This is a genomic window from Micromonospora sp. NPDC049081 (assembly GCF_040648835.1).
In the GTDB taxonomy this organism is placed as follows: Bacteria; Actinomycetota; Actinomycetes; order Mycobacteriales; family Micromonosporaceae; genus Micromonospora; species Micromonospora antibiotica.
Genome location: NZ_JBEZEK010000012.1, coordinates 84197 through 104312, shown reverse-complemented (window position 1 = coordinate 104312; position 20116 = coordinate 84197). Strand labels below are relative to the sequence as shown.

At 73.7% G+C, this 20116-nt stretch carries 18 protein-coding genes; 8 read left to right on the top strand and 10 right to left on the bottom strand.

The features are described from left to right. Positions 1-3 precede the first annotated feature (3 nt). From AB0B63_RS18995 to rimP, 7 genes are all read right to left on the bottom strand, one after another. A complete protein-coding gene (locus tag AB0B63_RS18995) occupies positions 4-1104 on the bottom strand; it encodes a bifunctional oligoribonuclease/PAP phosphatase NrnA (protein WP_357020275.1) in 1101 nt (366 codons plus the stop codon). Next, entirely contained in the window at positions 1101-1580 is a 480-nt protein-coding gene (gene rbfA / locus AB0B63_RS18990; RefSeq protein ID WP_208569308.1) for a 30S ribosome-binding factor RbfA, read from the bottom strand. The genes AB0B63_RS18995 and rbfA overlap by 4 nt, the downstream gene beginning before the upstream one ends. Positions 1581-1893: 313 nt before the next feature. Then, positions 1894-2187 (bottom strand): DUF503 domain-containing protein, encoded by a 294-nt coding sequence (locus AB0B63_RS18985; RefSeq protein ID WP_208569307.1) that lies wholly within the window; start codon positions 2185-2187, stop codon positions 1894-1896. 90 nt (positions 2188-2277) lie between these two features. Continuing rightward, a complete protein-coding gene (gene infB, locus AB0B63_RS18980) occupies positions 2278-5280 on the bottom strand; it encodes a translation initiation factor IF-2 (protein WP_208569306.1) in 3003 nt (1000 codons plus the stop codon). 93 nt (positions 5281-5373) lie between these two features. Then, positions 5374-5706: a YlxR family protein gene (locus AB0B63_RS18975; protein WP_208569305.1), complete on the bottom strand. Its 333-nt coding sequence runs from the start codon at positions 5704-5706 to the stop codon at positions 5374-5376. Between the two features lie 16 nt (positions 5707-5722). Then, entirely contained in the window at positions 5723-6766 is a 1044-nt protein-coding gene (gene nusA, locus AB0B63_RS18970) for a transcription termination factor NusA (RefSeq protein WP_208569304.1), read from the bottom strand. Continuing rightward, positions 6763-7473 carry a ribosome maturation factor RimP gene (rimP, locus tag AB0B63_RS18965; RefSeq protein ID WP_208569303.1) on the bottom strand — a complete coding sequence of 237 codons (711 nt, stop codon included), beginning with the start codon at positions 7471-7473 and terminating at the stop codon, positions 6763-6765. The genes nusA and rimP overlap by 4 nt, the downstream gene beginning before the upstream one ends. Positions 7474-7702: 229 nt before the next feature. Between rimP and AB0B63_RS18960 the strand changes: the two genes are divergently transcribed. The 7 genes from AB0B63_RS18960 to AB0B63_RS18930 all read left to right on the top strand — a co-directional run bounded on the left by AB0B63_RS18960 (position 7703) and on the right by AB0B63_RS18930 (position 14214). Continuing rightward, positions 7703-8152, top strand: a complete 450-nt coding sequence (locus AB0B63_RS18960) for a hypothetical protein (protein WP_208569302.1) — start codon at positions 7703-7705, stop codon at positions 8150-8152. After that, on the top strand, positions 8149-8598 hold the full coding sequence (locus AB0B63_RS18955) for a ferritin-like domain-containing protein (RefSeq protein ID WP_208569301.1): 450 nt from the start codon (positions 8149-8151) through the stop codon (positions 8596-8598). Before AB0B63_RS18960 ends, AB0B63_RS18955 begins: the two co-directional genes overlap by 4 nt. Positions 8599-8655: 57 nt before the next feature. After that, positions 8656-9243: a PadR family transcriptional regulator gene (locus AB0B63_RS18950; RefSeq protein WP_357020268.1), complete on the top strand. Its 588-nt coding sequence runs from the start codon at positions 8656-8658 to the stop codon at positions 9241-9243. After that, positions 9240-9977 (top strand): ABC transporter ATP-binding protein, encoded by a 738-nt coding sequence (locus AB0B63_RS18945; protein WP_208569300.1) that lies wholly within the window; start codon positions 9240-9242, stop codon positions 9975-9977. The genes AB0B63_RS18950 and AB0B63_RS18945 overlap by 4 nt, the downstream gene beginning before the upstream one ends. Continuing rightward, positions 9974-12937, top strand: a complete 2964-nt coding sequence (locus AB0B63_RS18940; protein ID WP_357020265.1) for an FtsX-like permease family protein — start codon at positions 9974-9976, stop codon at positions 12935-12937. The genes AB0B63_RS18945 and AB0B63_RS18940 overlap by 4 nt, the downstream gene beginning before the upstream one ends. Positions 12938-13006: 69 nt before the next feature. Beyond that, positions 13007-13486 carry a nitroreductase family deazaflavin-dependent oxidoreductase gene (locus tag AB0B63_RS18935; RefSeq protein ID WP_208569299.1) on the top strand — a complete coding sequence of 160 codons (480 nt, stop codon included), beginning with the start codon at positions 13007-13009 and terminating at the stop codon, positions 13484-13486. Further along, positions 13483-14214, top strand: coding sequence for a nucleotidyltransferase domain-containing protein (locus tag AB0B63_RS18930; protein WP_357020261.1), 732 nt, complete (start codon positions 13483-13485; stop codon positions 14212-14214). Before AB0B63_RS18935 ends, AB0B63_RS18930 begins: the two co-directional genes overlap by 4 nt. A 100-nt stretch (positions 14215-14314) precedes the next feature. On the opposite strand, the gene AB0B63_RS18925 is transcribed toward AB0B63_RS18930, so the two are convergent. Then, on the bottom strand, positions 14315-15031 hold the full coding sequence (locus tag AB0B63_RS18925) for a VIT1/CCC1 transporter family protein (protein ID WP_357020258.1): 717 nt from the start codon (positions 15029-15031) through the stop codon (positions 14315-14317). Then, on the bottom strand, positions 15028-15885 hold the full coding sequence (map, locus tag AB0B63_RS18920) for a type I methionyl aminopeptidase (protein WP_208569297.1): 858 nt from the start codon (positions 15883-15885) through the stop codon (positions 15028-15030). The genes AB0B63_RS18925 and map overlap by 4 nt, the downstream gene beginning before the upstream one ends. A 92-nt stretch (positions 15886-15977) precedes the next feature. Here map and AB0B63_RS18915 point away from each other — a divergent pair, with 92 nt between their 5' ends. Beyond that, positions 15978-16292, top strand: a complete 315-nt coding sequence (locus AB0B63_RS18915; protein WP_357020255.1) for an STAS domain-containing protein — start codon at positions 15978-15980, stop codon at positions 16290-16292. Positions 16293-16314: 22 nt separating this feature from the next. Here AB0B63_RS18915 and AB0B63_RS18910 read toward each other — a convergent pair whose 3' ends face one another. Further along, a complete protein-coding gene (locus tag AB0B63_RS18910) occupies positions 16315-19989 on the bottom strand; it encodes a SpoIIE family protein phosphatase (RefSeq protein ID WP_357020252.1) in 3675 nt (1224 codons plus the stop codon). Between the last annotated feature and the right edge of the window lie 127 nt (positions 19990-20116).

The window sequence follows — 20116 nt, the reverse complement described above, 5'->3', positions numbered from 1 at the left end:
GGCTCACCCTGTGCGGGAAGACCGACACCCGTCGGCGTCGCCGTGACCTGCGGTCAACGCCCCGCCCAACTCCGCCCTGATCAGGGCGATGACCTGGTCGACGTCGCCCTTCCCGGTGAATCCGGCGGCGAACCGGTGACCTCCGCCACCCAGCGCCACCGCCACCGCGCTGACGTCGACCGCACCCTTGCTGCGCATCGACACCGCCCACGCGTGCGGCCCGACCTGCTTGAGCACACACGCGACGTCCGCCTCGGCGGTGCAGCGCACCGAGTCGATCAGCGACTCCAGCACGTACGGCCGCTGGTCGTGGCGGTCCAGGTCGTCGAGGGTGGCGTGGGCCCAGACCAGACCGTGCCCGGCGGCGGCCTCCGGTTCGAGCCGGGACCGGCCCAGCACCTCACCGAAGAGCCGCACCGCGCCGAACGGCCGGGTGTCGAAGACCTCGCGGGAGATGTCACCGGGGCGCAGGCCGGTGGCGAGCAGCCGGGCGGCGAGCCGGTGCACCTCCGGCGTCGTCGCCGCGTACCGGAACGAGCCGGTGTCGGTGGTCAACGCGACGTAGAGGCCGGCCGCGATCTCCGCGTCCAACGGCACGTCGAGCCGGGTGAGCAACTGCTCGGCCACGACCGAGGTGGCCGCAGCCGTCGGGTCCACCAGGTGCACCGCACCGAAGCCGGTGTTCGAGGCGTGATGGTCGAGGACCACCGAGGTGCCGGCGGTGTCGAGCCGGTCCACCAGGTCACCGAGCCGCGACTCACTCGCGGCGTCGAAACAGACCACCAGATCCGGATCCGGGTACGCCTCGGCGGCCGGCACCAGCAGGTCGATCCCGGGCAGCCAGCGGAACGGCTCCGGCACCTCGGGCGGCCCCGGGAAGGTGGCCTGCAACCGGTGTACGCCGAGCCGGCGCAGACCCAGCCCGAAGCCGAGCATGCTGCCCAGCGCGTCGCCGTCCGGGTTGACGTGACAGATCAGCAGCACCCGGGCGTCGGCCGGCAGGCCGCGTACCGCAGCGACGGCGGCAGCCCAGTCGTCCTCGCCGGGGCCGGCGGACGGCGACCCGACGCGGAGCTCACCGGCCGTGTCCGGGGCGGCCGTCACCGCCGGTCCGTCGTCGAGGCGTCGGCGTCGGCGGCTTCGTCGTCGACGTCATCGTCCTCGTCGTCGACCCGGTAGGGCTGGGCGTCACCGGCATACTTCGCCTGGGCGGCCAACCGCTGCACCTCGGCGTCGGCGTGCCGGGCCTGGGCGAGCAGGTCGTCGATCTGCTTGACCTGGTCCTGCACGTCGTCGAGGACGAAGGTCAGCGAGGGCGAGTGACGCAGCCCCAGGGCCTTCCCGACGGTGCTGCGCAACATCCCCTTCGCGCTCTCCAGCGCGGCGGCGGTGCTGGCCTGGGCCGTCGCGTCACCGAGCACGGTGTAGAAGACGGTGGCGTCGCGCAGGTCCGCGGTGATCCGGGCGTCGGTGATGGTGATCATCCCGAGCCGGGGGTCCTTGATCTGGCTCCGCACCACCGAAGCGACCAGCTCGCGAATCCGCTCGGCGTGCCGGCGAACCTTGGCCGGATCAGACATGTCCCCCACCTCCAGGGCGTTCCCACCGCAGCCGGAACGGCGACGCCGAAGCCCACCGAACCCAACCACCCCAACATCTCGAACACTACCCGCGCCCCACCCCCACCCGCCCGCCCCACCCCGCCCGCCCCCTCTCCCCACCCCGTCCCCGCCCCACCCCCACCCGTCCCCGCCCCGGTGATCAAGAGGTTTGCGTCAGCTTTGATCTCCAGGCTGACGCAAACCTCTTGATCACCGGGGGCAGGCGGAGCTGGAGGGAGCCCGGGCGGGGGTGGGGAGCCCGGGCGGGGGTGGGGCGGGAGGGAGGGGTGGGTCAGTCTTCGGGGGTGTGGAGGGTGCGGCGGACGGAGAGGAGGTCCAGTTCGGGGCGGGCGGCGACGAGGCGTTCACAGGAATCGAGCACCTCGCGGACGTGGGCCGCCTCGGCAGCCACCACGGCCACCCCGATCTCGGCCCGACCGTGCAGGTCGAGCGCGCCCACCTCGGCCGCCGACACGTCGAAGCGGCGCAGCGCGGCCACGATGGGCCGGACGTAGGAGCGCTTGGCCTTGAGCGAACGGGAGTCGCCGGGCAGGAGCAGGTCGAAGAGTGCGGTTCCGGTATACATCGCCCAGGACGTTACGGAAGCCCCCTGGACATGCTCAAGGGGTTTACGCCGGGTGGCGTAAACCCCTTGAGCACTGTTGTCAGCCTCGGATCAGGCGCGCGGCTTCTCCCGCATCTCGAAGGTTTCGATGGTGTCGCCGACCTGGACGTTGTTGAAACCGGCCAGCGTCAGACCACACTCGAAGCCCTCGCGGACCTCCGTCGCGTCGTCCTTGAACCGCTTGAGCGAGCTGATCGTGAGGTTGTCCGCCACGACCGCCCCGTCCCGCAGCAGCCGCGCCTTGGCGTTGCGGCGGATGATGCCGGACCGGACGATACAACCGGAGATGTTGCCGATCTTGGACGAACGGAAGACGTCGCGGATCTCCGCGCTGCCCAGCTCGACCTCTTCGTACTCCGGCTTGAGCAGCCCCTTGAGCGCGGCGTCGATCTCCTCGATGGCCTGGTAGATGACCGTGTAGTACCGGATCTCCACGCCTTCGCGGTCGGCGATCTCACGGACCTTGTTGGCGGCCCGCACGTTGAAGCCGATGATCGTGACCGCCTCGGACGAGGCGCTCGCGAGCATGACGTCGCTCTCGGTGATCGCACCCACACCCCGGTGGATGATCCTGAGCTGGACCTCCTCGGGGATGTCGAGGTTGAACAGCGCGTCCTCGAGGGCCTCCACGGAACCGGAGACGTCGCCCTTGAGCACCAGGTTGAGCGAGGTCTTCTCGCCCTCCTTGAGCTGCTCCATGAGCGTCTCGAGGGTGGCCCGGCCGCGGGAGTTGGCGAAGGACGCCGCCCGCCGTCGTGCCTGCCGCTGCTCGGCGATCTGCCGCACCGTGCGGTCGTCCTCGGCGGCCAGGAAGGTGTCACCCGCACCCGGCACCGCGGTCAGACCGAGCACCAGGACCGGACGGGCCGGACCGGCCTCGGCGACCTGGTTGCCGTTCTCGTCGAGCATGGCGCGGACCCGGCCGTGGGCCCCACCGGCGACGATCGAGTCGCCCGCCCGCAGGGTGCCCTTCTGCACCAGCACCGTCGCCACCGCACCGCGACCCTTGTCCAGGTGCGCCTCGATGGCCACACCCTGCGCCGGTCCGTCGATCGGAGCGGTCAGCTCCAGCGACGCGTCGGCGGTCAGCAGGACCGCCTCCAGCAGCTCGTCGATGCCGATGCCCGGCTTGGCCGCCACGTTGACGAACATGGTGTCGCCGCCGTATTCCTCGGCGACGAGACCGTATTCGGTCAGCTGCTGGCGGACCTTGTCCGGGTTGGCCTCCGGCTTGTCGACCTTGTTGACCGCGACCACGATCGGCACGTCGGCCGCCTTGGCGTGGTTGAGCGCCTCGATCGTCTGCGGCATGACGCCGTCGTCGGCCGCCACCACCAGCACCACGATGTCGGTGACCTGGGCACCACGGGCACGCATGGCGGTGAACGCCTCGTGGCCCGGGGTGTCGATGAAGGTCACCGCGCGGTCGATGCCCTCGTGCGGAACGTGGACCTGGTATGCGCCGATGTGCTGGGTGATGCCACCCGCCTCGCCGGCCACCACGTTCGCCTTGCGGATCGCGTCGAGCAGCTTGGTCTTACCGTGGTCGACGTGACCCATGACGGTCACCACCGGCGCACGGCTGACCAGCCGGTCCTCCGCGACCTCGGCGTCGAGGTCGATGTTGAACTGCGCGAGCAGCTCGCGGTCCTCGTCCTCCGGGCTGACGATCTGCACGTCGAAGCCGAGGTGCTCACCGATCAGCAACAGGGTCTCGTCCGAGCAGGACTGGGTCGCGGTGACCATCTCGCCCAGGTTGAACATCTCCTGGACCAGCGAACCCGGGTTGGCGTTGATCTTGTCGGCGAAGTCCGACAGCGAGGCGCCACGGGAGAGCCGGACGACCTGACCCTGACCCCGGGGGGCACCCGAGCTCATGGTCGGAGCCGACAGGTTGTCGAACTCCTGTCTGCGCTGCTTCTTGGACTTGCGACCACGGGTCGGCCGACCACCGGGACGCCCGAAGGCACCCGCGGCGCCGCCGCCACGGCCACGACCGCCACCACCGGGACGACCACCGCCACCGGCCGGGGCACCCGGGCGGAAACCGCCACCGGGAGCACCACCGCCGCCACCGGGGCCACCACGGTAGCCACCGCCGCCGGCACCAGCGCCGCCACCGGGACCGCCACGGAAGCCGCCACCGCCGCCACCGCCACCGGGGCGGAAGCCACCGCCACCGCCACCGGGACGACCGGCGCCGCCGCCGGGGCCACCACGACCGCCACCGGGGCCGCCGGGGCGACCCGTGGTGGGCCGCTGGCTCGGCATCGAGGCCGGGCTGGGACGCGGCGGCATCGAGGCCGGGCTCGGACGCGGCGGCATGCCGGCCGGACTCGGCCGGGGACCGCCACCACCGGCGGCCGGGGGCCGCTGCTGCTGGCCACCCTGGATGCCGAACGGGTTGTTACCGGCACCGCGCGCCGGCGGACGACCGCCGGGACGGGCACCCGGGCCGGCCGGAGGGCCACCCGGACGACCGGCGGCCGGGGTACCCGGACGCGGCGGTACGGCGTTCGGACCGGGACGCGGACCCGGACGGGGACCACCCTCGGTCGGGGGCTCCCGTCGGACGTTGTCCCGCTGCTGCTGCCGGGCGGCCTGGGCGGCCTTGACCGCCGCCTCCTGCTCGGCCTTCAGCGCGGCGGCGCGCGCTTCGGCGGCCGCCACCTCGATGTCGTGTGCGCTCGCCGGCTTGGCGACCGGAGTCACCGGCTGCGGCGGGCCGGGGACCGGGCCCTTGGGCTTCGGTCCAGGGGTCGGCGCGGTCGGCCGCCGGGGCGGCATCGGCCGGGCCGAGACCCGGGGGGCGCCCGGGGTCGGGGACGGCGTCGGGGTCGGTGCCGGGCTCGGGGCCGCCGCCGGAGCGGACGGTGCCGACGAACCACCGGCGGACGCGACGAATGCGCCACGCAGACGTCGGGCGACGGGCGCCTCGACGGTGCTGGACGCGGACTTCACGAACTCGCCCATTTCCTTCAGCTTGGCGAGCACTGTCTTGCTTTCGACCCCGAGCTCCTTAGCAAGCTCGTGTACGCGGGCCTTACCTGCCACTGCACTCCTCACTCCGAGGTCGTGCGGGCAGCACCCGCAGCGACCTCACTCGTGCACTTGAAGCCTGGTCATTTCAGGGACTTCATCGTGTGCTCATGTCGGTCGTCCTACCTTGCTAGCGACCCTCGCCCGGTCGGGTTGACCGGACGTAGTGGTTGACGCATCGACGTGCTCCGCGACGGCACCGTGGTCAGGGACCTCGGTGAGTCGCAGCGCCCGCCCGAAGACGCGACGCCGCACCGCCAGCGCGAAGCAGGCCGGATCCGGGTGCATGTTCGCTCCCCGACCCGGCAGACTGCGGCTCGGATCAGGTCGGAGACTGTGACCATCCTCGTCACCGACCGCGACGATCCGCAGCAGTTCGCTGGCCGGCGCACGTTTCCGGCAACCCACACAGGTGCGTTCCGGATGCGCGCGTCGTACCACTGGTAGAAGTCTACCCCTAGCCGCCCGAGATCGCTCCGCCCGGCTCCGAGACGGACTCGGCACCGCCCCGGCCGCCGGGCCCCGCCTGCTCCGCGTCCGACCGGATGTCGATCCGCCAACCGGTCAAACGCGCAGCAAGCCGGGCGTTCTGCCCCTCCCGCCCGATGGCGAGGGAGAGCTGGAAGTCCGGGACGGTCACCCGGGCCGTCCGGGTGGCCAGGTCGACCACCTCGACCCGCAGCGCCTTGGCCGGCGAGAGCGCGTTGCCGACGAACGCCGCCGGGTCGTCCGACCAGTCGATGATGTCGATCTTTTCGCCGTGCAGCTCGCTCATCACGGCGCGGACCCGCTGGCCCATCGGGCCGATGCAGGCGCCCTTGGCGTTCACGCCCTGCACGGTGGAGCGCACGGCGATCTTGGTGCGGTGACCTGCCTCACGGGCGATCGCCCCGATCTCCACCGTGCCGTCGGCGATCTCCGGCACCTCCAGCGCGAAGAGCTTCTTCACCAGCGCCGGATGGGACCGCGACAGGGTGATCTGCGGCCCACGCATCCCCTTGGTCACGTGCACCACCACGCAGCGGATCCGCTCGCCGTGGTGGTAACGCTCGCCGGGCACCTGCTCGGACTGCGGCAGCACACCCTCCAGCTTGCCGAGGTCGACGCTGACGATGCCCTTCTCGCTGCGCGCCTCGTGCGCCTGCACCACGCCGGTGACCAGGTCACCGTCGCGGCCGACGTACTCACCGAAGTGCACCTCGTCGGTGGCCTCCCGCAACCGCTGGAGGATCACCTGCTTGGCGGTCATCGCCGCGATCCGGCCGAAGTCGTGCGGGGTGTCGTCCCACTCCCGCACCACACTGCCGTCGTCGTCCAGCTCCTGGGCGTAGACCTGGGCGGCCCCGTTCTTACGGTCGATCTCCACCCGGGCGTGCGACTCGGCGCCGTCGGTGTGCCGGTAGGCGGTCAGCAACGCGGTCTCGATCGCCGCGAGGATCGTGTCGAACGGGATCTCCCGCTCGCGCTCCAGTGCGCGCAGCGCCGCGAGGTCGATGTTCACCTCTCCTCGTCCTCCACATCATCGTCGTCATCGTCGGCGGCGTGTTCGTCGTCGCCGATCTCGTCGTCTTCGTCGGCGCCGTCGAACTCGTCCGCCTCGTCGATCTCGTCGAGGCGGTTGAACTCGACCTGCACCCGGCCGGGGCCGAGCTCGGCGTAGCGGTGTTCCACCCGGCCGGCTTCGGTCTCCAGCACCACACGCTCGTCGTCGGCCGCCACCACCCGGCCGGTGACCTGACGGTCCACCGTGGGCTGCGCGTCGGGCCGCTCGACCCGGACGGTCACCTTCACCAGCCGGCCGGCGTTGCGTCGCCAGTGCCGGGGCAGGGTCAACGGGCGGTCCACCCCGGGGGAGCTGACCTCCAGCTGGTACTCCCCCGCCACGATGTCCCCGCCGGACTCCTCGGCCGCGTCCAGCGCCGCCGAGACCACCCGGGAGACGTCCGCGACGGCGTCCAGGTTGATCCCGCCGTCGGCGTCCACGATCACCCGGACCACGTGCCGCCGGCCGGCCCGGGACACGGAGACGTCCTCCAGGTCGTAGCCCGCCTCCGTGACCACCGGGGCGATCACGTCGCGCAATCTGGTACGCCGGGCGGCCAGGTCGCCCCGGGATGCGCCCGCACGGTCCCCGCCCCGGGCGCCGTCGGTGCGACGGGATCGTCCCGCCGGCGCCGTCGGCCGGGTGGCACGGCCACGCTGCGTCATCTGGGCACCCTCCTGCTGGTCGGCTGCGGTCGTCGGACCGGCACGCCGGGACGCCACCGGGGCGGCAGCGCCGGTGGCTGCGCAGAGCGTAACGCGCCGCCGGGACGGCGGCCCCGGCGGCGCACCGACGGCGGTCGCCCGGCGGTCGGCGCGGATGGTGTTGACTTGTCCGGTGGCCACGGGCAGAACGACGACACACCCCGACGGAACGGGGCAATCCCGACGTACGGTGCTGCGCTCCGGCGCACTTCTGGCGGTCGGTGCCGCCACGGTGCCGCTGACCGGTTGTGCGCTGTTCGACCGGGACGAGCCCAGCCCGCCGCCCGACCCGCTGGAACCCCTGGCGGACGAGGCCCGGGCACTGGCCGCCCGGCACCGGGCCGCGATCGCCGCCGACCCGGGGCTCGCCGACCGGCTCACCCCGATCGCCGAGGCGCACACGGCGCACGCCGACGAGCTGCGCCGGCTGATCGGCCGCCCCGGGCCGTCCGGTCCGGCGACACCGGCTCCGAGCGCCGGGGAAGGCACCCGCAGCGCCCTCCTGGCCGGGTTGCGGACCGCCGAGCAGAGCGGCCGGGACAACGCGGCCAAGGCGTGCGCCGCCGCGCCGGGTGACCGGGCCGCACTGCTCGGTTCGATCGCCGCCGCCCGGGCCACCCACCTGGAGGCACTGAAGTGAACCGCCGCACCGCCCCCGCCACCCCCGGCGACGCGCTCGCCGGGGCGTTGGCCGCCGAGTACGCCGCGATCTACGCCTACGGTCCGATCGGGGTACGACTCACCGACGCCGACCGGCGGGCGGCCCGCACCGCCGAGGCGGCCCACCGGTCCCGACGCGACGCGCTGGTGCTCCAGCTCAGCGCCACCGGCGGCACCGTCCCCCCCGACCAGGCCGGCTACGCCCTGCCGTTCCCGGTCACCGACCGGGCCGCCGCGTTGCGGCTGGCGGTGCAGGTGGAGGAGCGCACCGCGGCGTTCTGGCGGGCGGCGCTGCCGGTCACCACCGGCGCGGACCGCACCCGGGCGCTCAACGCGCTGACCGACTGCGCGGTACGGGCCACCCGCTGGCGGCGCAGCGCGGGCCTCACCCCACTGACCGTCCCGTTCCCCGGCAGTCCCACCTGACCCACCGCCCGTACCCTGCGGTTGCGGTCCGCATACGGGGTATGCATACTCCGTCGCATGTCCATCCGTCACGGCCTGCTCGCCCTGCTGGAGCGCGGCCAGATGTACGGCTACCAGCTCCGGGCCGCGTTCGAGGAGTCGACCGGCTCGACCTGGCCGCTGAACATCGGTCAGGTCTACACCACCCTCAACCGGCTGGAACGCGACGGCCTGGTCCGCTCGCTGCCCGAGCACGAGGGCGGGCAGCGGCCGTACGAGATCACCGACGCCGGGCGGGCGGACCTGGCGCTGTGGTTCGTCACCCCGATCAGCCGCAACGACCGCCCCCGCGACGAGCTGTCCATCAAGCTGGCCCTGGCGTTGACCACCCCCGGGGTGGACGTGCGGGCGGTGGTGCAGACCCAGCGTGGCGCGACCATGCGCACGTTGCAGGAGCTGACCCGGCTCAAGTACACCAGCGACCGGCCGGAGGACCTGCCCTGGCGACTGGTGCTGGACGCGATGATGTTCCAGGCCGAGGCGGAGATCCGCTGGCTCGACCACTGCGAGACCAGCCTGGTCCGGCACCAGCCGGCGGCCCCCACAGCCCGCAGCGGGTCACCGCCGGAGGTGGTGGAGCGGGCCGACGAGGAGGCACACCGGTGACCGGCCCGGACGACGGCGCGGTGCTCGAACTGCGCGACGTCCACCGCACCCACGGGGGCGGGGAGGCCGCCGTGCACGCGCTGCGCGGGGTGAGCCTCACGGTACGACCGGGCGAGCTGGTGGCCGTGATGGGTCCCTCCGGCTCGGGCAAGTCGACCCTGCTCACCCTGGCCGGTGGGCTCGACCGGCCGACCGGCGGGGAGGTACTGGTCGAGGGGGAGGCCCTCGGCACGCTCGACGGGCGGGGGCTGGCCCGGTTGCGCCGTCGTCGGATCGGCTACGTCTTCCAGGATCTGAACCTGCTCGGCAGCCTCACCGCCGCGGAGAACGTGGCCCTCCCGTTGGAACTCGACGGGGTCGGCGTACGGCAGGCCCGGCGGGCGGCCCTGGCGGCGCTGGAGGAGGTCGGCCTGGGCGGGCTCGGTGCGCGCTTCCCCGACCAGATGTCCGGGGGGCAGCAGCAGCGGGTGGCGATCGCGCGGGCGCTGGTCGGTGAGCGGCGGTTGGTGCTGGCCGACGAGCCGACCGGGGCGCTGGACTCGCAGACCGGGGAGGCCGTGCTGCACCTGCTGCGCCGCCGGGTCGACGCGGGGGCGGCCGGGGTGTTGGTGACCCACGAGGCTCGGCACGCGGGCTGGGCCGACCGGGTGGTCTTCCTCCGCGACGGTGTCATGGTCGACTCCACCGCGCCGTTGGCCGGGGTCGAGCACCTGCTCTCCGGAATCGGCCGGTGAGCGCCCCGCCCCACCCGGAGGGACCCTCCGGCCCCGACGGTCTGTCCGCCCGCACCCCACCGGCCCGCCCCGACGACCCGGCCCGCCCCACTCACCCGACCCGGCCCGACAACCCGGCCGGCCCCACTCACCCGGCCGGGCCCGACAACCCGGCCGGGCCCGCTCACCCCGAGAACCCGGCCCGACCGGCACGAGCCGGCAGCGCGACCCGGCCGGCCCGCCCCGACGCGGGGGGCCCGGTGGGACTGCCCGGTCGGCTCGCCGGGACGCTCGGGTCCTGGCGGGCCGCGCTGCGGATCGCCCGGCGGGAGGCCTGGCGGGCGCGGGGGCGCACCGCGCTGGTGCTGACGATGATCGCGCTGCCGGTACTGGTGCTGAGCTTCGTCGCGGTCACCTACGACATGGCCGACCTCACCCCGGAGGAGAGTTTCGTCCAGCGGGTCGGTGCCGCCGACGTCGAGCTGCACTGGGTGGCGGAGAACCCACTCCACCAGGACTCCCGGGGGGACACGAACTGGGCCCGCACGGGTGAGCTGGTGACCCGGGAACGGCCGGTGGGTCGGGCGGAGGTCGAGGCGCTCCTGCCGGCCGGCAGCCGGACCAGCCGGGTCACCTGGTGGGTGCCGTTCGAGGTGCGGATCGGCGACCGGACCAGGACCATCGACGGTCGGGCGTTGGACCTGACGGACCCGCTGGCCCGCTCGATGGTGCGCCTGCGGTCCGGGCGGGTCCCCACCGCACCCGACGAGGTCGCGGTCAGCGCGCAGGCCGCCGCCCGGATGGGCGTACGGGTGGGCGGGTCGGTCGACGCGGCCGACGGCACCCGCCGGTGGCGGGTGGTCGGTGTGGTGGAGTTCCCCGACCAGCTCGGGGAGATCGCCGCCCTGACGCCGACCGGGTCGTCCCGGGACGGGCGGAGCTACGACGAGAGCTGGCTGGTCGACCTTCCCGGCCCGTTGGACGCCGCGCTGGTGGACCGGCTCAATGCGCACGGCATCCTGGTCAGCGCCCGGGACCCGGTGCCGGGTGCCCGGTCCCCCGACGGGTCGGCGCTCAACCTGCCCGATCCGGTGCTGGCGAGCAACACGGTGCTGGTCGGCGGTCTCGGTCTGCTGGAGGTCGTCCTGCTTGTCGGCCCGGCCTTCGCGGTGGGGGTCCGGCGGCGGCGGCGGGACCTGGCGCTGGTCGCGGTGGCCGGCGGTGATCCGGTGCACCTACGGCGGATCGTGCTCGCCGACGGGGTGGTCCTCGGTGGGCTCGGGGCGGCGTGCGGGCTGCTGCTCGGGGTAACCGCCGCGCTCGCCGGTCGGTCGCTGGTCGAGGAGCACCTGCTGGGGGCGCGCAGCGGGGGCTACCGGGTCTTCCCGGCGGCACTCGTCGCGATCGCGGCGGTCGCGGTGCTGGCCGGGGTGTTGGCCGCGCTCGCCCCGGCGCTGGCCGCGGCCCGACAGGACGTGGCGGCCGGGTTGGCCGGTCGCCGGACCGCACCCCCGCACCGCCGCCGCTGGCTGCTCCTCGGGGTGGCGCTGACCGCGCTGGGCAGCGGGGCCGCCGCCCTGGGTGCCACGAGGGGCGACACCCCGGTGATCCTCGCCGGGTTGGTCCTGGGTGAGCTGGGCCTGGTCTTCTGCACGCCCACCCTGATCGGTCTGCTGGCCCGGCTCGGTCCGCTGCTGCCGCCCGCGCCCCGTATCGCGCTGCGCGACGCCAGCCGCAACCGCTCGTCGGCCGCCCCGGCCATCTCCGCGGTGATGGCCGCCGTCGCCGGCAGCGTCGCCCTGGGCGTATACGTGGCCAGCAACGACGCCCGCGACCGGGCCGACTGGCAACCGGGGATGCCGCCGGGCCAGGTGCTGCTGCTGCGCGCCGACCGGGACGGCACCGGCCCGCTGCCCCCGTTACCGCTGATCACCGAGCGGGTCCGGGCCGAGTTGGGCACCGACGCGGTGCTGCCGGTGGCGGTGCCCAGCTGCGTCGAGCCGCAGCGCCCGGAGGACTACTGCACGGTCACGCCGGTGCTGCCCGAGGACCGGGCCTGCCCGTACGACGCGGAGTCCTACGGTACGGCCGAGGTCCGCCGTGCGGCGCTGGCCGACCCGCGCTGCGTCCCGCCGGTCCGCATCGTCAGCGGCTTCTACCTGCCCGCCATGGTGGACGACGGCGCCGTCCTGGGGGTGCTCAGCGGTGCGCCGGCGGCCGAGGTGGCGGCGGCGGCCGTCGTGCTGCGCGCCGGTGGCGTGGTGGTGACCGATCCCCGTTACCTGGTCGACGGTCAGGTGACGATCCGGGTCGAACGGTGGGTCGGCGGCTCCCGCCCGTCGGTGGCGACCAGCGTCACCCTCCCCGGTCACCTGCTGCGCGACGGGCTGCCGGTCGACCGGATGGTGCTCTCCCCCGCCGCCGCCGCCCGGGTCGGCCTGCGCACGGAGCCGGCCGGTTTCGCCGTCGACACCCGGACCACGCCGACCACCGCACAGCTCGACCGGGTGGTCACCGCCCTGCGGCCGTTGCTGCCGGTGTCGGTGCAGATCGAACAGGGTCCGCCCCGCTCGCAGCAGCGGCCGGTGCTGCTGTTGCTGGCCGCCGGCGCCGGGCTGATCACCCTGGGCGCGGCCGGGGTGGCAACCGGTCTCGCCGCGGCGGAGGGCCGCCGGGACCTGTCCACGCTCGCCGCGGTGGGGGCCAGTCCCCGGGTACGCCGGGTGCTGTCGCTCTGCCAGGCCGGGGTGATCGCCGTGGTCGGCTCGGTGCTCGGCATCGCGGCCGGGCTCGGCTCCGCCCTGATCATCCTGACCTCGATGAACCGCCAGTATGCGCAGACCTGGCCGGCCCAGTCGCCGTACCCGGTGGTGGTGCCCTGGCAGACCCTCGGTGTGCTGGTGGTGGTGCCGCTGGTGGCGATGCTCGGTGCCGGTCTGTTCACCCGGTCCCGCCTCGCGGTCGAACGCCGCTTGGACTGAGCGGCCCGCCGGGAGCCGGTGGCCGGGTCGGTGGGTGCGGACACCGCGTCGACCAGGCAGACTGTCCGGGTGCCCGTCATCGGAACCCTCACCCGCCGGCTCGGTCACCACGAGTGGTTCGGTGCCACCATGCGCCTCCTGGTCCCCGTCGACCGGATGGTCGGGCGGCTCACCCGGGGTCGGGTGGTCGCGCTGGGCCTGGTCCCTTCGCTGATCATCACGACCACCGGGCACCGCTCCGGCCTGCCGCGCAGCAACCCCCTGCTGTACGTGCCGGACGGCGAGGGTTTCGTGGTGATCGGTTCCAACTGGGGCCAGCCGCGCCAGCCGGGCTGGGTGCTCAACCTGCGTGCCCGGCCCCGGGCGGAGGTGGCCGTCAAGGGCCGTCGGCTCACCGTGCGGGCCGATCTGGCCACCGGGGCCGAGCGGGAGCGGCTCTGGCAGTTGCTGGTCACCGAGTGGCCGGCGTACCGCACGTACGTGCAGCGGGCCGGTGGCCGGGAGATCCACATCTTCCGGCTGGTCCCGACCGGTGCCGACCTGCCGTGACCGGGCCGGAGCCGGCGGCCGGGGTGGACCTGGACGATCCGCGCTGGCAGGTCGCCGGGCGGACGGCCGACGCGGCGCGGCGACGCTTCCCGGCGGACGTCCTCGCGGTGGCCGTACACGGGCCGTTGGCGCACGGCGACGACGACGGTGGTGGGGACGCCGAGGTCGGGCTGCTGCTGGTCACCTACCGGGTGGGCGGTGGGCCGCCGACGTCGACCCGACGGATCGACGGGGTGCTTGTCGAGTTGACCGTCACCGACGCCGACGAGCACCTGCGGCGGGCCCGGACGCTGACCCCGGCCTGGCCGCTGACCGCCGACCGCTACGTCACCACCGTCGCGCTGTACGACCCGACCGGCTGGCTGCGCACCCTGCGCGACGAGCACCTGGGCCGGTTGGCGCGGGCCCGGCCGGCGGAGTTCAGCACCGCCGCCCGGGACGCCTGGTTCCGGGGTTGGGCGGCGCACGCCCGGGCGGCCCGGCTCGCCGAGTGGTACGAGACCGATCAGGCGCTGGTGATGCTGGGCGAGGCCCGGTTGGCGGCGGCCACGGTCAGCGGCCTGCTCAGCCGCACCTACTTCCGGGACCCGGGTGACGCGGTGCGGCGTACCGGGTTGGCCGGCGCGGACATGACCGAGGTGGGTCGGGTGCTCACCGGGCAGGCCGAGGAGTTGGCCGCCCGGGGCCGTCCGGTCGACGGCACGGTGGACGACCTGCTCACCCGCTGAGCCGGGCACCAGGCACCAGGCCGGGCACCGGGCACCGGGCACCGGGCACCGGCGGATCAACGGGCCGGCCGCGACGAACGACCCTGCCGGCGGCGACGGTCTAGCCGAGACCGCCCTGGACCCCGATGAGCATCCCGATCAGGTAGGTCGCGCCGGCCGCCGCCACGCCCAGCAGCAGCTGCCGCAGCCCACCCGCCCACCACGGGCGGTGGGTGAACCGGGCCACGACCGCACCGGCCACGAAGAGCCCCACCCCGCCGACGGCGAGCGCCAACGCCAGGCTGGTGGAGCCGAGCAGGTAGCTCAGCAGCGGGATCAGCGCACCGACGGAGAAGCAGAGGAACGACGAGATCGCCGCCGCCCAGGGGCTGGGTTGTTCGTCGGGGTCGACGCCCAACTCCTCCCGGACGTGCACCCGCAGCGCCTCCTCCGGGTTGCGGCGTACCGCCTCGGCGACCTGGTTGGCCAGGTCGCGGGGCAGGCCCCGGGCCACCCAGGCGTCGGACAGCTCGCGGGCCTCCGCCTCCGGGTGGCGTTCCAGCTCGCGGCGCTCCTTGGCCACCTCGGCGGCGACCTGCTCGTTGGCCGAGCGGACACTGGTGTATTCGCCCAGGCCCATCGAGATGGCACCGGCGACCAGGCCGGCGGTGCCGGTGAGCACGATGCTGTGCGCGGACACCCCGCCGCCGCCGACGCCGGCGATCAGCGCGATGTTGGTGACCAGCCCGTCCATCGCGCCGAAGACGGCAGGCCGCAGCCAACCGCCGGACACGTCCGCGTGGTGGGCCTCCCGCAGGGCGGCCGGGGTGTCGGTCACGGCAGGGTGAGGATCTCGTGACCGTCGTCGGTGACGACGATGGTGTGTTCGAACTGGGCCGTCCACTTCCGGTCCTTGGTGACGACCGTCCACCCGTCGTCCCACATGTCGTACTGGTAGGTGCCGAGGGTGATCATCGGCTCGACGGTGAAGGTCATCCCCGGCTCCATGATGTCGGTGGGCCGGGGGCTGTCGTAGTGCGGCACGTAGAGGCCGCTGTGGAATGCCTCGCCGATGCCGTGGCCGGTGAAGTCGCGCACCACCCCGTAACCGAACCGCTTGGCGTACGACTCGATGACCCGGCCGATCACGTTGATCTGCCGGCCGGGGCGGACCGCCCGGATGCCCCGCATCATCGCCTCGTGGGTGCGTTCGACAAGCAGCCGGGCCTCCTCGCTGACCTCGCCGACGCAGAAGGTGGCGTCGGTGTCGCCGTGCACCCCGTCGAGGTAGGCGGTGACGTCGACGTTGACGATGTCGCCGTCGGCGAGCACGGTGGAGTCGGGGATGCCGTGGCAGATGACCTCGTTGACGCTGGTGCAGCAGGACTTGGGGAAGCCCTTGTAGCCCAGCGTCGAGGGGTAGGCGTCGTGGTCGACGAGGAACTCGTGCACCACCCGGTCGATCTCGTCGGTGGTCACCCCCGGCTTGCAGTGTTCACCGGCGAGCTGGGTGGCCTGCGCCGCCAACCGGCCGGCGACCCGCATCTTCTCGATGGTCTGCGGGGTCTGCACGTGCGAGCCGCGCCACTGCTGGGGTTGCTTCTTGCCCACGTACTCCGGTCGGGCGATGTGGCCAGGCACCGCTCGCCAGGGGGAGAGCGTGCCTGGGGTGAGCGGGGCACGAACGGTCATGACGACAGCCTATCTCCGGGCGGTCGGCGGGCCGTGGCGTGGCCGACCCGTCGGTTGTTGCCGTGCCCACCGGGCTGTGCCATTGTGGCTTCGTGGATCTAGGGGGCGTACCTCCCGTTTTCTCCGCGAGCGCGGAGCTGGCAGGTGACCACGTCCACGTCACGGTGACCGGTGAGGTCGACATGGCCACCGCCGACACCATGGTGCAGACCGCACTGCGGGAGCCGGCCCGGCAGGTCACCCTGGATCTGCGCGCGGTGACCTTCTTCGACTCCGCCGCCATCCACGCGGTGGTCCAGCTCGCCCGCCGGTTTCCCGGCGCCCTGACGGTGTTCCCGTCCCGGCAGGTCAACCGGGTGTTGGAGATCTCCGGCCTCGGCCACCAGGAGTGGCTGCGCCCGGTCTGACCCGGGGCCGCGCCGGGCCGGCTCAGTCGGCCAGCCGGCGGCGCAGCGACACCTCGGTCCCCTCCGCGGTACGACGTACCGTCAGCTCGCCCAGCGCCTCGATCAACGCGAGGCCCCGGCCCCGGAACCCGGCCCCGGTCGACTCGCGCCAGCGACCGCTGTCCCGCACCGTCGCCACCACCGTGTGGTCGACGATCGACACCTCGACCCCGATCGTCGGCTCCACCGGCGCGACCGGGTGCTCGATGGCGTTGGCGGCGGCCTCGGAGACGGCGACGATCAGGTCGAACAGGTCGTTCTCCCCCACCCCGTGCGCCACCAGGAAGTCCTCCAGCCGCTTGCGCAGCACGCTGAGCCGGGTCGGGTCGGCGGGCAGCCGCAGGGTGAAGCGGTTCAGCTCGGCGGCTTCCAGCGCCAGCACCGCCACGTCGTCGTGCCGGTTGCGCCCGTCGACCCGTTGCACCACCGCGTCCACCAGGTCGGTGACGTGCTCACCGCCGGTGCCGGCGTCCGCCCGCAGCTGGGCCAGCGCCGCGTCGATGCCGGCATGCCGGTCCTCGATCAGCCCGTCGGTGTAGAGCAACAGCCGACCGCCGGGGGCGAGTTCACCCTCGACGGTACGGAAGTCGGTGCCGGCGATCGCACCGATCGGCGGCCCCAGGGCCCGCTCGTGCAGAAATGCCACGTCGTCTCCTCGGATCAGCAGGGGGGACGGATGACCGGCGCTGGCGTACCGCAGCCGGCCGGTGCGGGGAGAGAAGGAGAGGCAGAACACGGTGGCGAACGACTGCCGTTCGGTCGAGCCGACCAGCCGGTTGAGCCGGGTCAACGACTGCCCCGGGTCGTAACCCTCCAGCAGGTACGCCCGCAGGCCGTTGCGCAGCTGACCCATCGCCGCGGCGGCCCCGACCCCCTTGCCGACCACGTCGCCGATGACCAGCACCACCTCGTCGTCGCCGATGCCGATCACGTCGTACCAGTCGCCGCCGACCTCGACGTCGGTGCTGCCGGGCAGGTAGCGGCTGGCCACCACCGCTCCGGGCAGTTGGGGCAGCGACCGGGGCAGCAGGCTGTGCTGCAGGGTGGTGGCGATCCGGTGTTCGGCCTCGTAGAGCTGGGCGTTCTCCAGTCGTACCCCGACCAGCCGGGCCAGTTCCGCGACGGCCGCCTGGTCGGTGCCGTCGCCCTCGCGACGCCAGACCCGCAGCTCGCCGAGCTGCCCACCGGTGGTGCCGGTCAACGGCAGTACCTGGGACGGCTGGTCGGGCGCCCTGCCGCCGCCGTCGGCCTCGTGCCGCGCGCCGGTGACCGTGGTGACCGACACCCGGGCCGCCTCCGCCAGGCGCAGGGCGTGCCGGGCGGCGACCTGGACCACCTCGGCGGTCGACTTCGCGGTGTTGACCGCCACGGCGGCGTCGGCGAGCGCCCGCAGCCGGCGGATGATCTGCCCCCGCAGCTGACCCAGCTGGACGTTGGCCCGGACCCGGGCGATCAGCTCCGCCCCGGAGAACGGCTTGGTGAGGTAGTCGTCGGCCCCGACCGACAGGCCGGCGACCGCTTCGGCGGACCCGGCCCGCGCGGAGAGCAGCACGATCGGCACGTGCCGGGTGCGCGGGTCGGCCCGCAACGCGGTGACCAGGCCGAAACCGTCCAGCCGGGGCATCATCACGTCGGTGAGCACCAGGTCGAACGGGCTCCCGGTGGCCTCCTGGAGGGCCACCACGCCGTCCGGTACGGCCACCACCTCGTACTCGGGGCTGAGCAGCCGGGTGACGTGTTCGCGCAGGTCGGCGTTGTCGTCGGCGAGCAGGACCCGGCCCGCCCGGCCCGGGTCGCCGGTGACCGGAGCGGACCGCCCGTCGCCGGCCGGGTCGGACCCGTCGGTCCACAGGGCGGTCTCCGCGACGTAGAGCGACGCCTGTGACGACTCGGTGGTGGGTAGCGGCGCGGCGGAGGCGACCCGGTCGGGCGGCAGGTGCGCCGAACCGAACGGGACGGTCACGGTGAAGGTGGTGCCGTGGTCGACCCGGCTGGTGGCGGCCACCGCGCCGCCGTGCATGTCGACCAGTTCACGCACCAGGGCCAGGCCGATCCCGGTGCCCTCGTGGGTACGCGAGCGCACCCCCGGCACCCGGTGGAACCGCTCGAAGACGTGCGGGACCTCCCCGGCGGCGATGCCGACCCCGGTGTCGGTCACCTCCAGCCGCGCCGCGCCGGCGACGGCGACCACCCGGACCCGGATCTCGCCGTCGAAGGTGAACTTCAGCGCGTTGGAGAGCAGGTTGAAGACGATCTTTTCCCACATGTCCCGGTCCAGGAAGACCGGCGCGGGCAGCGGCGGGCAGTCGACCACGAGCCGCAGCCCGGCCCGCTGGGTCGCGGAGCGGAAGGTGCTGGCCAGCCGGGAGGTGTATTCGGCGAGGTCGGTGGGCTGGTAGTGGGCGGCCAGCCGGCCGGACTCCAGCCGGGAGAAGTCGAGCACCGTGTTGACCAGCTTGAGCAGGCGCAGCGCGTTGCGGTGCATGACGGTCAGCCGGTCGAGGTGCGCCGTGGGCAGCGTCGGATCGGCCAGCATGTCCTCCAGCGGGCCGAGGACCAGGGTCAGCGGGGTACGGAACTCGTGGCTGACGTTGGCGAAGAAGTTGGTCTTGGCACGGTCCAGCGCGGCCAGTTCGGCGGCGCGCGCCCGCTCCTGCTCGTACGCCCGCTGCTGGCCGACCACCCGGGACACCTGCGCGGCGATCAGGCCGACGAAGTCGCGGTACTCGTCGTTACACGGCAGGCGGGAGCAACGGCCGACGACCAGTGCCCCGGCGGGCTCGCTGGTGGCCGTCAGCGGCAGCACCAGGGCCCGCTCGGCGACGCCGTCCGGTACCGCACCGAACAGGTCGGCCACCTCGATCTCGGTGCCGGCCCCACCGGCGGCGACCCGGGACAGCACCGCCGGCAACTCGGCCGGCACCTGGTCCGGGTCGACGCCGCTGACCCCGGCCGGCACCGGCCGACCGGTCTCGTCGGTGAGATAGATCAGGGCGAACGGAACGTCGGCCCGGTGCCCGTCGAGCACGGCGGCGGTGGCCTGCCCCAGCTCGGTCATGCTGCGCGCCGCGCCGAGCCGGGAGCCGAGTTCGGCCAGGGCCCGCAGCCGGCGTTCCCCGATGACCCGCCCGGTGGTCTCGTTGACGAAGCAGAAGACACCGTTGACGCTGCCGTCGTCGTCCCGGATCGGGTCGTAGGAGATGTCGAAGTAGACCTGCTCGACGAAGCCGTGCCGGTCGAGCAGGAACGGGTGGTTCTCCCCCCGGTAGGACTCGCCGGTACGGCGTACCCCGTCGAGCAGGGGGCCGAGCACGTCCCAGGTCTCCGCCCAGTGCTCCCGGGCCGGCCGGCCGAGCGCCTGCGGGTGCTTGTCGCCGATGGTGGGCCGGTAGGTGTCGTTGTAGAAGGCCAGCTGGTCGGGGCCCCAGAACAGCACGATCTGGGCCCGCGAGGAGAGCATCATGCCGATGGCGTGGCTCAGCGCCGCCGGCCAGGTGTCCGGGGGGCCGAGCGGGTTGTCCGACCAGTCGTGCCCGCGCAGCCGGCGACCCATCTCGCCGCCCGCCGTGAACGCCCCGGCCAGCCAGGGCGGGAGTGTGCGATCGGCGGACAGGGCGGACAGCCCTCGTCCGTCCTCGCCCCCACGGGCCGAGCTCATCCGCGCCCCCTGCTTCGGCCGGTCGTGCCCCCCAGAACGCCTCGGCTGACGCCGGTCGCGTCCGTCTTCTACCCCGACGGATCAGGAACGTAACGCACGGGTTCGGACGGACGCTGGTAACTCGTGC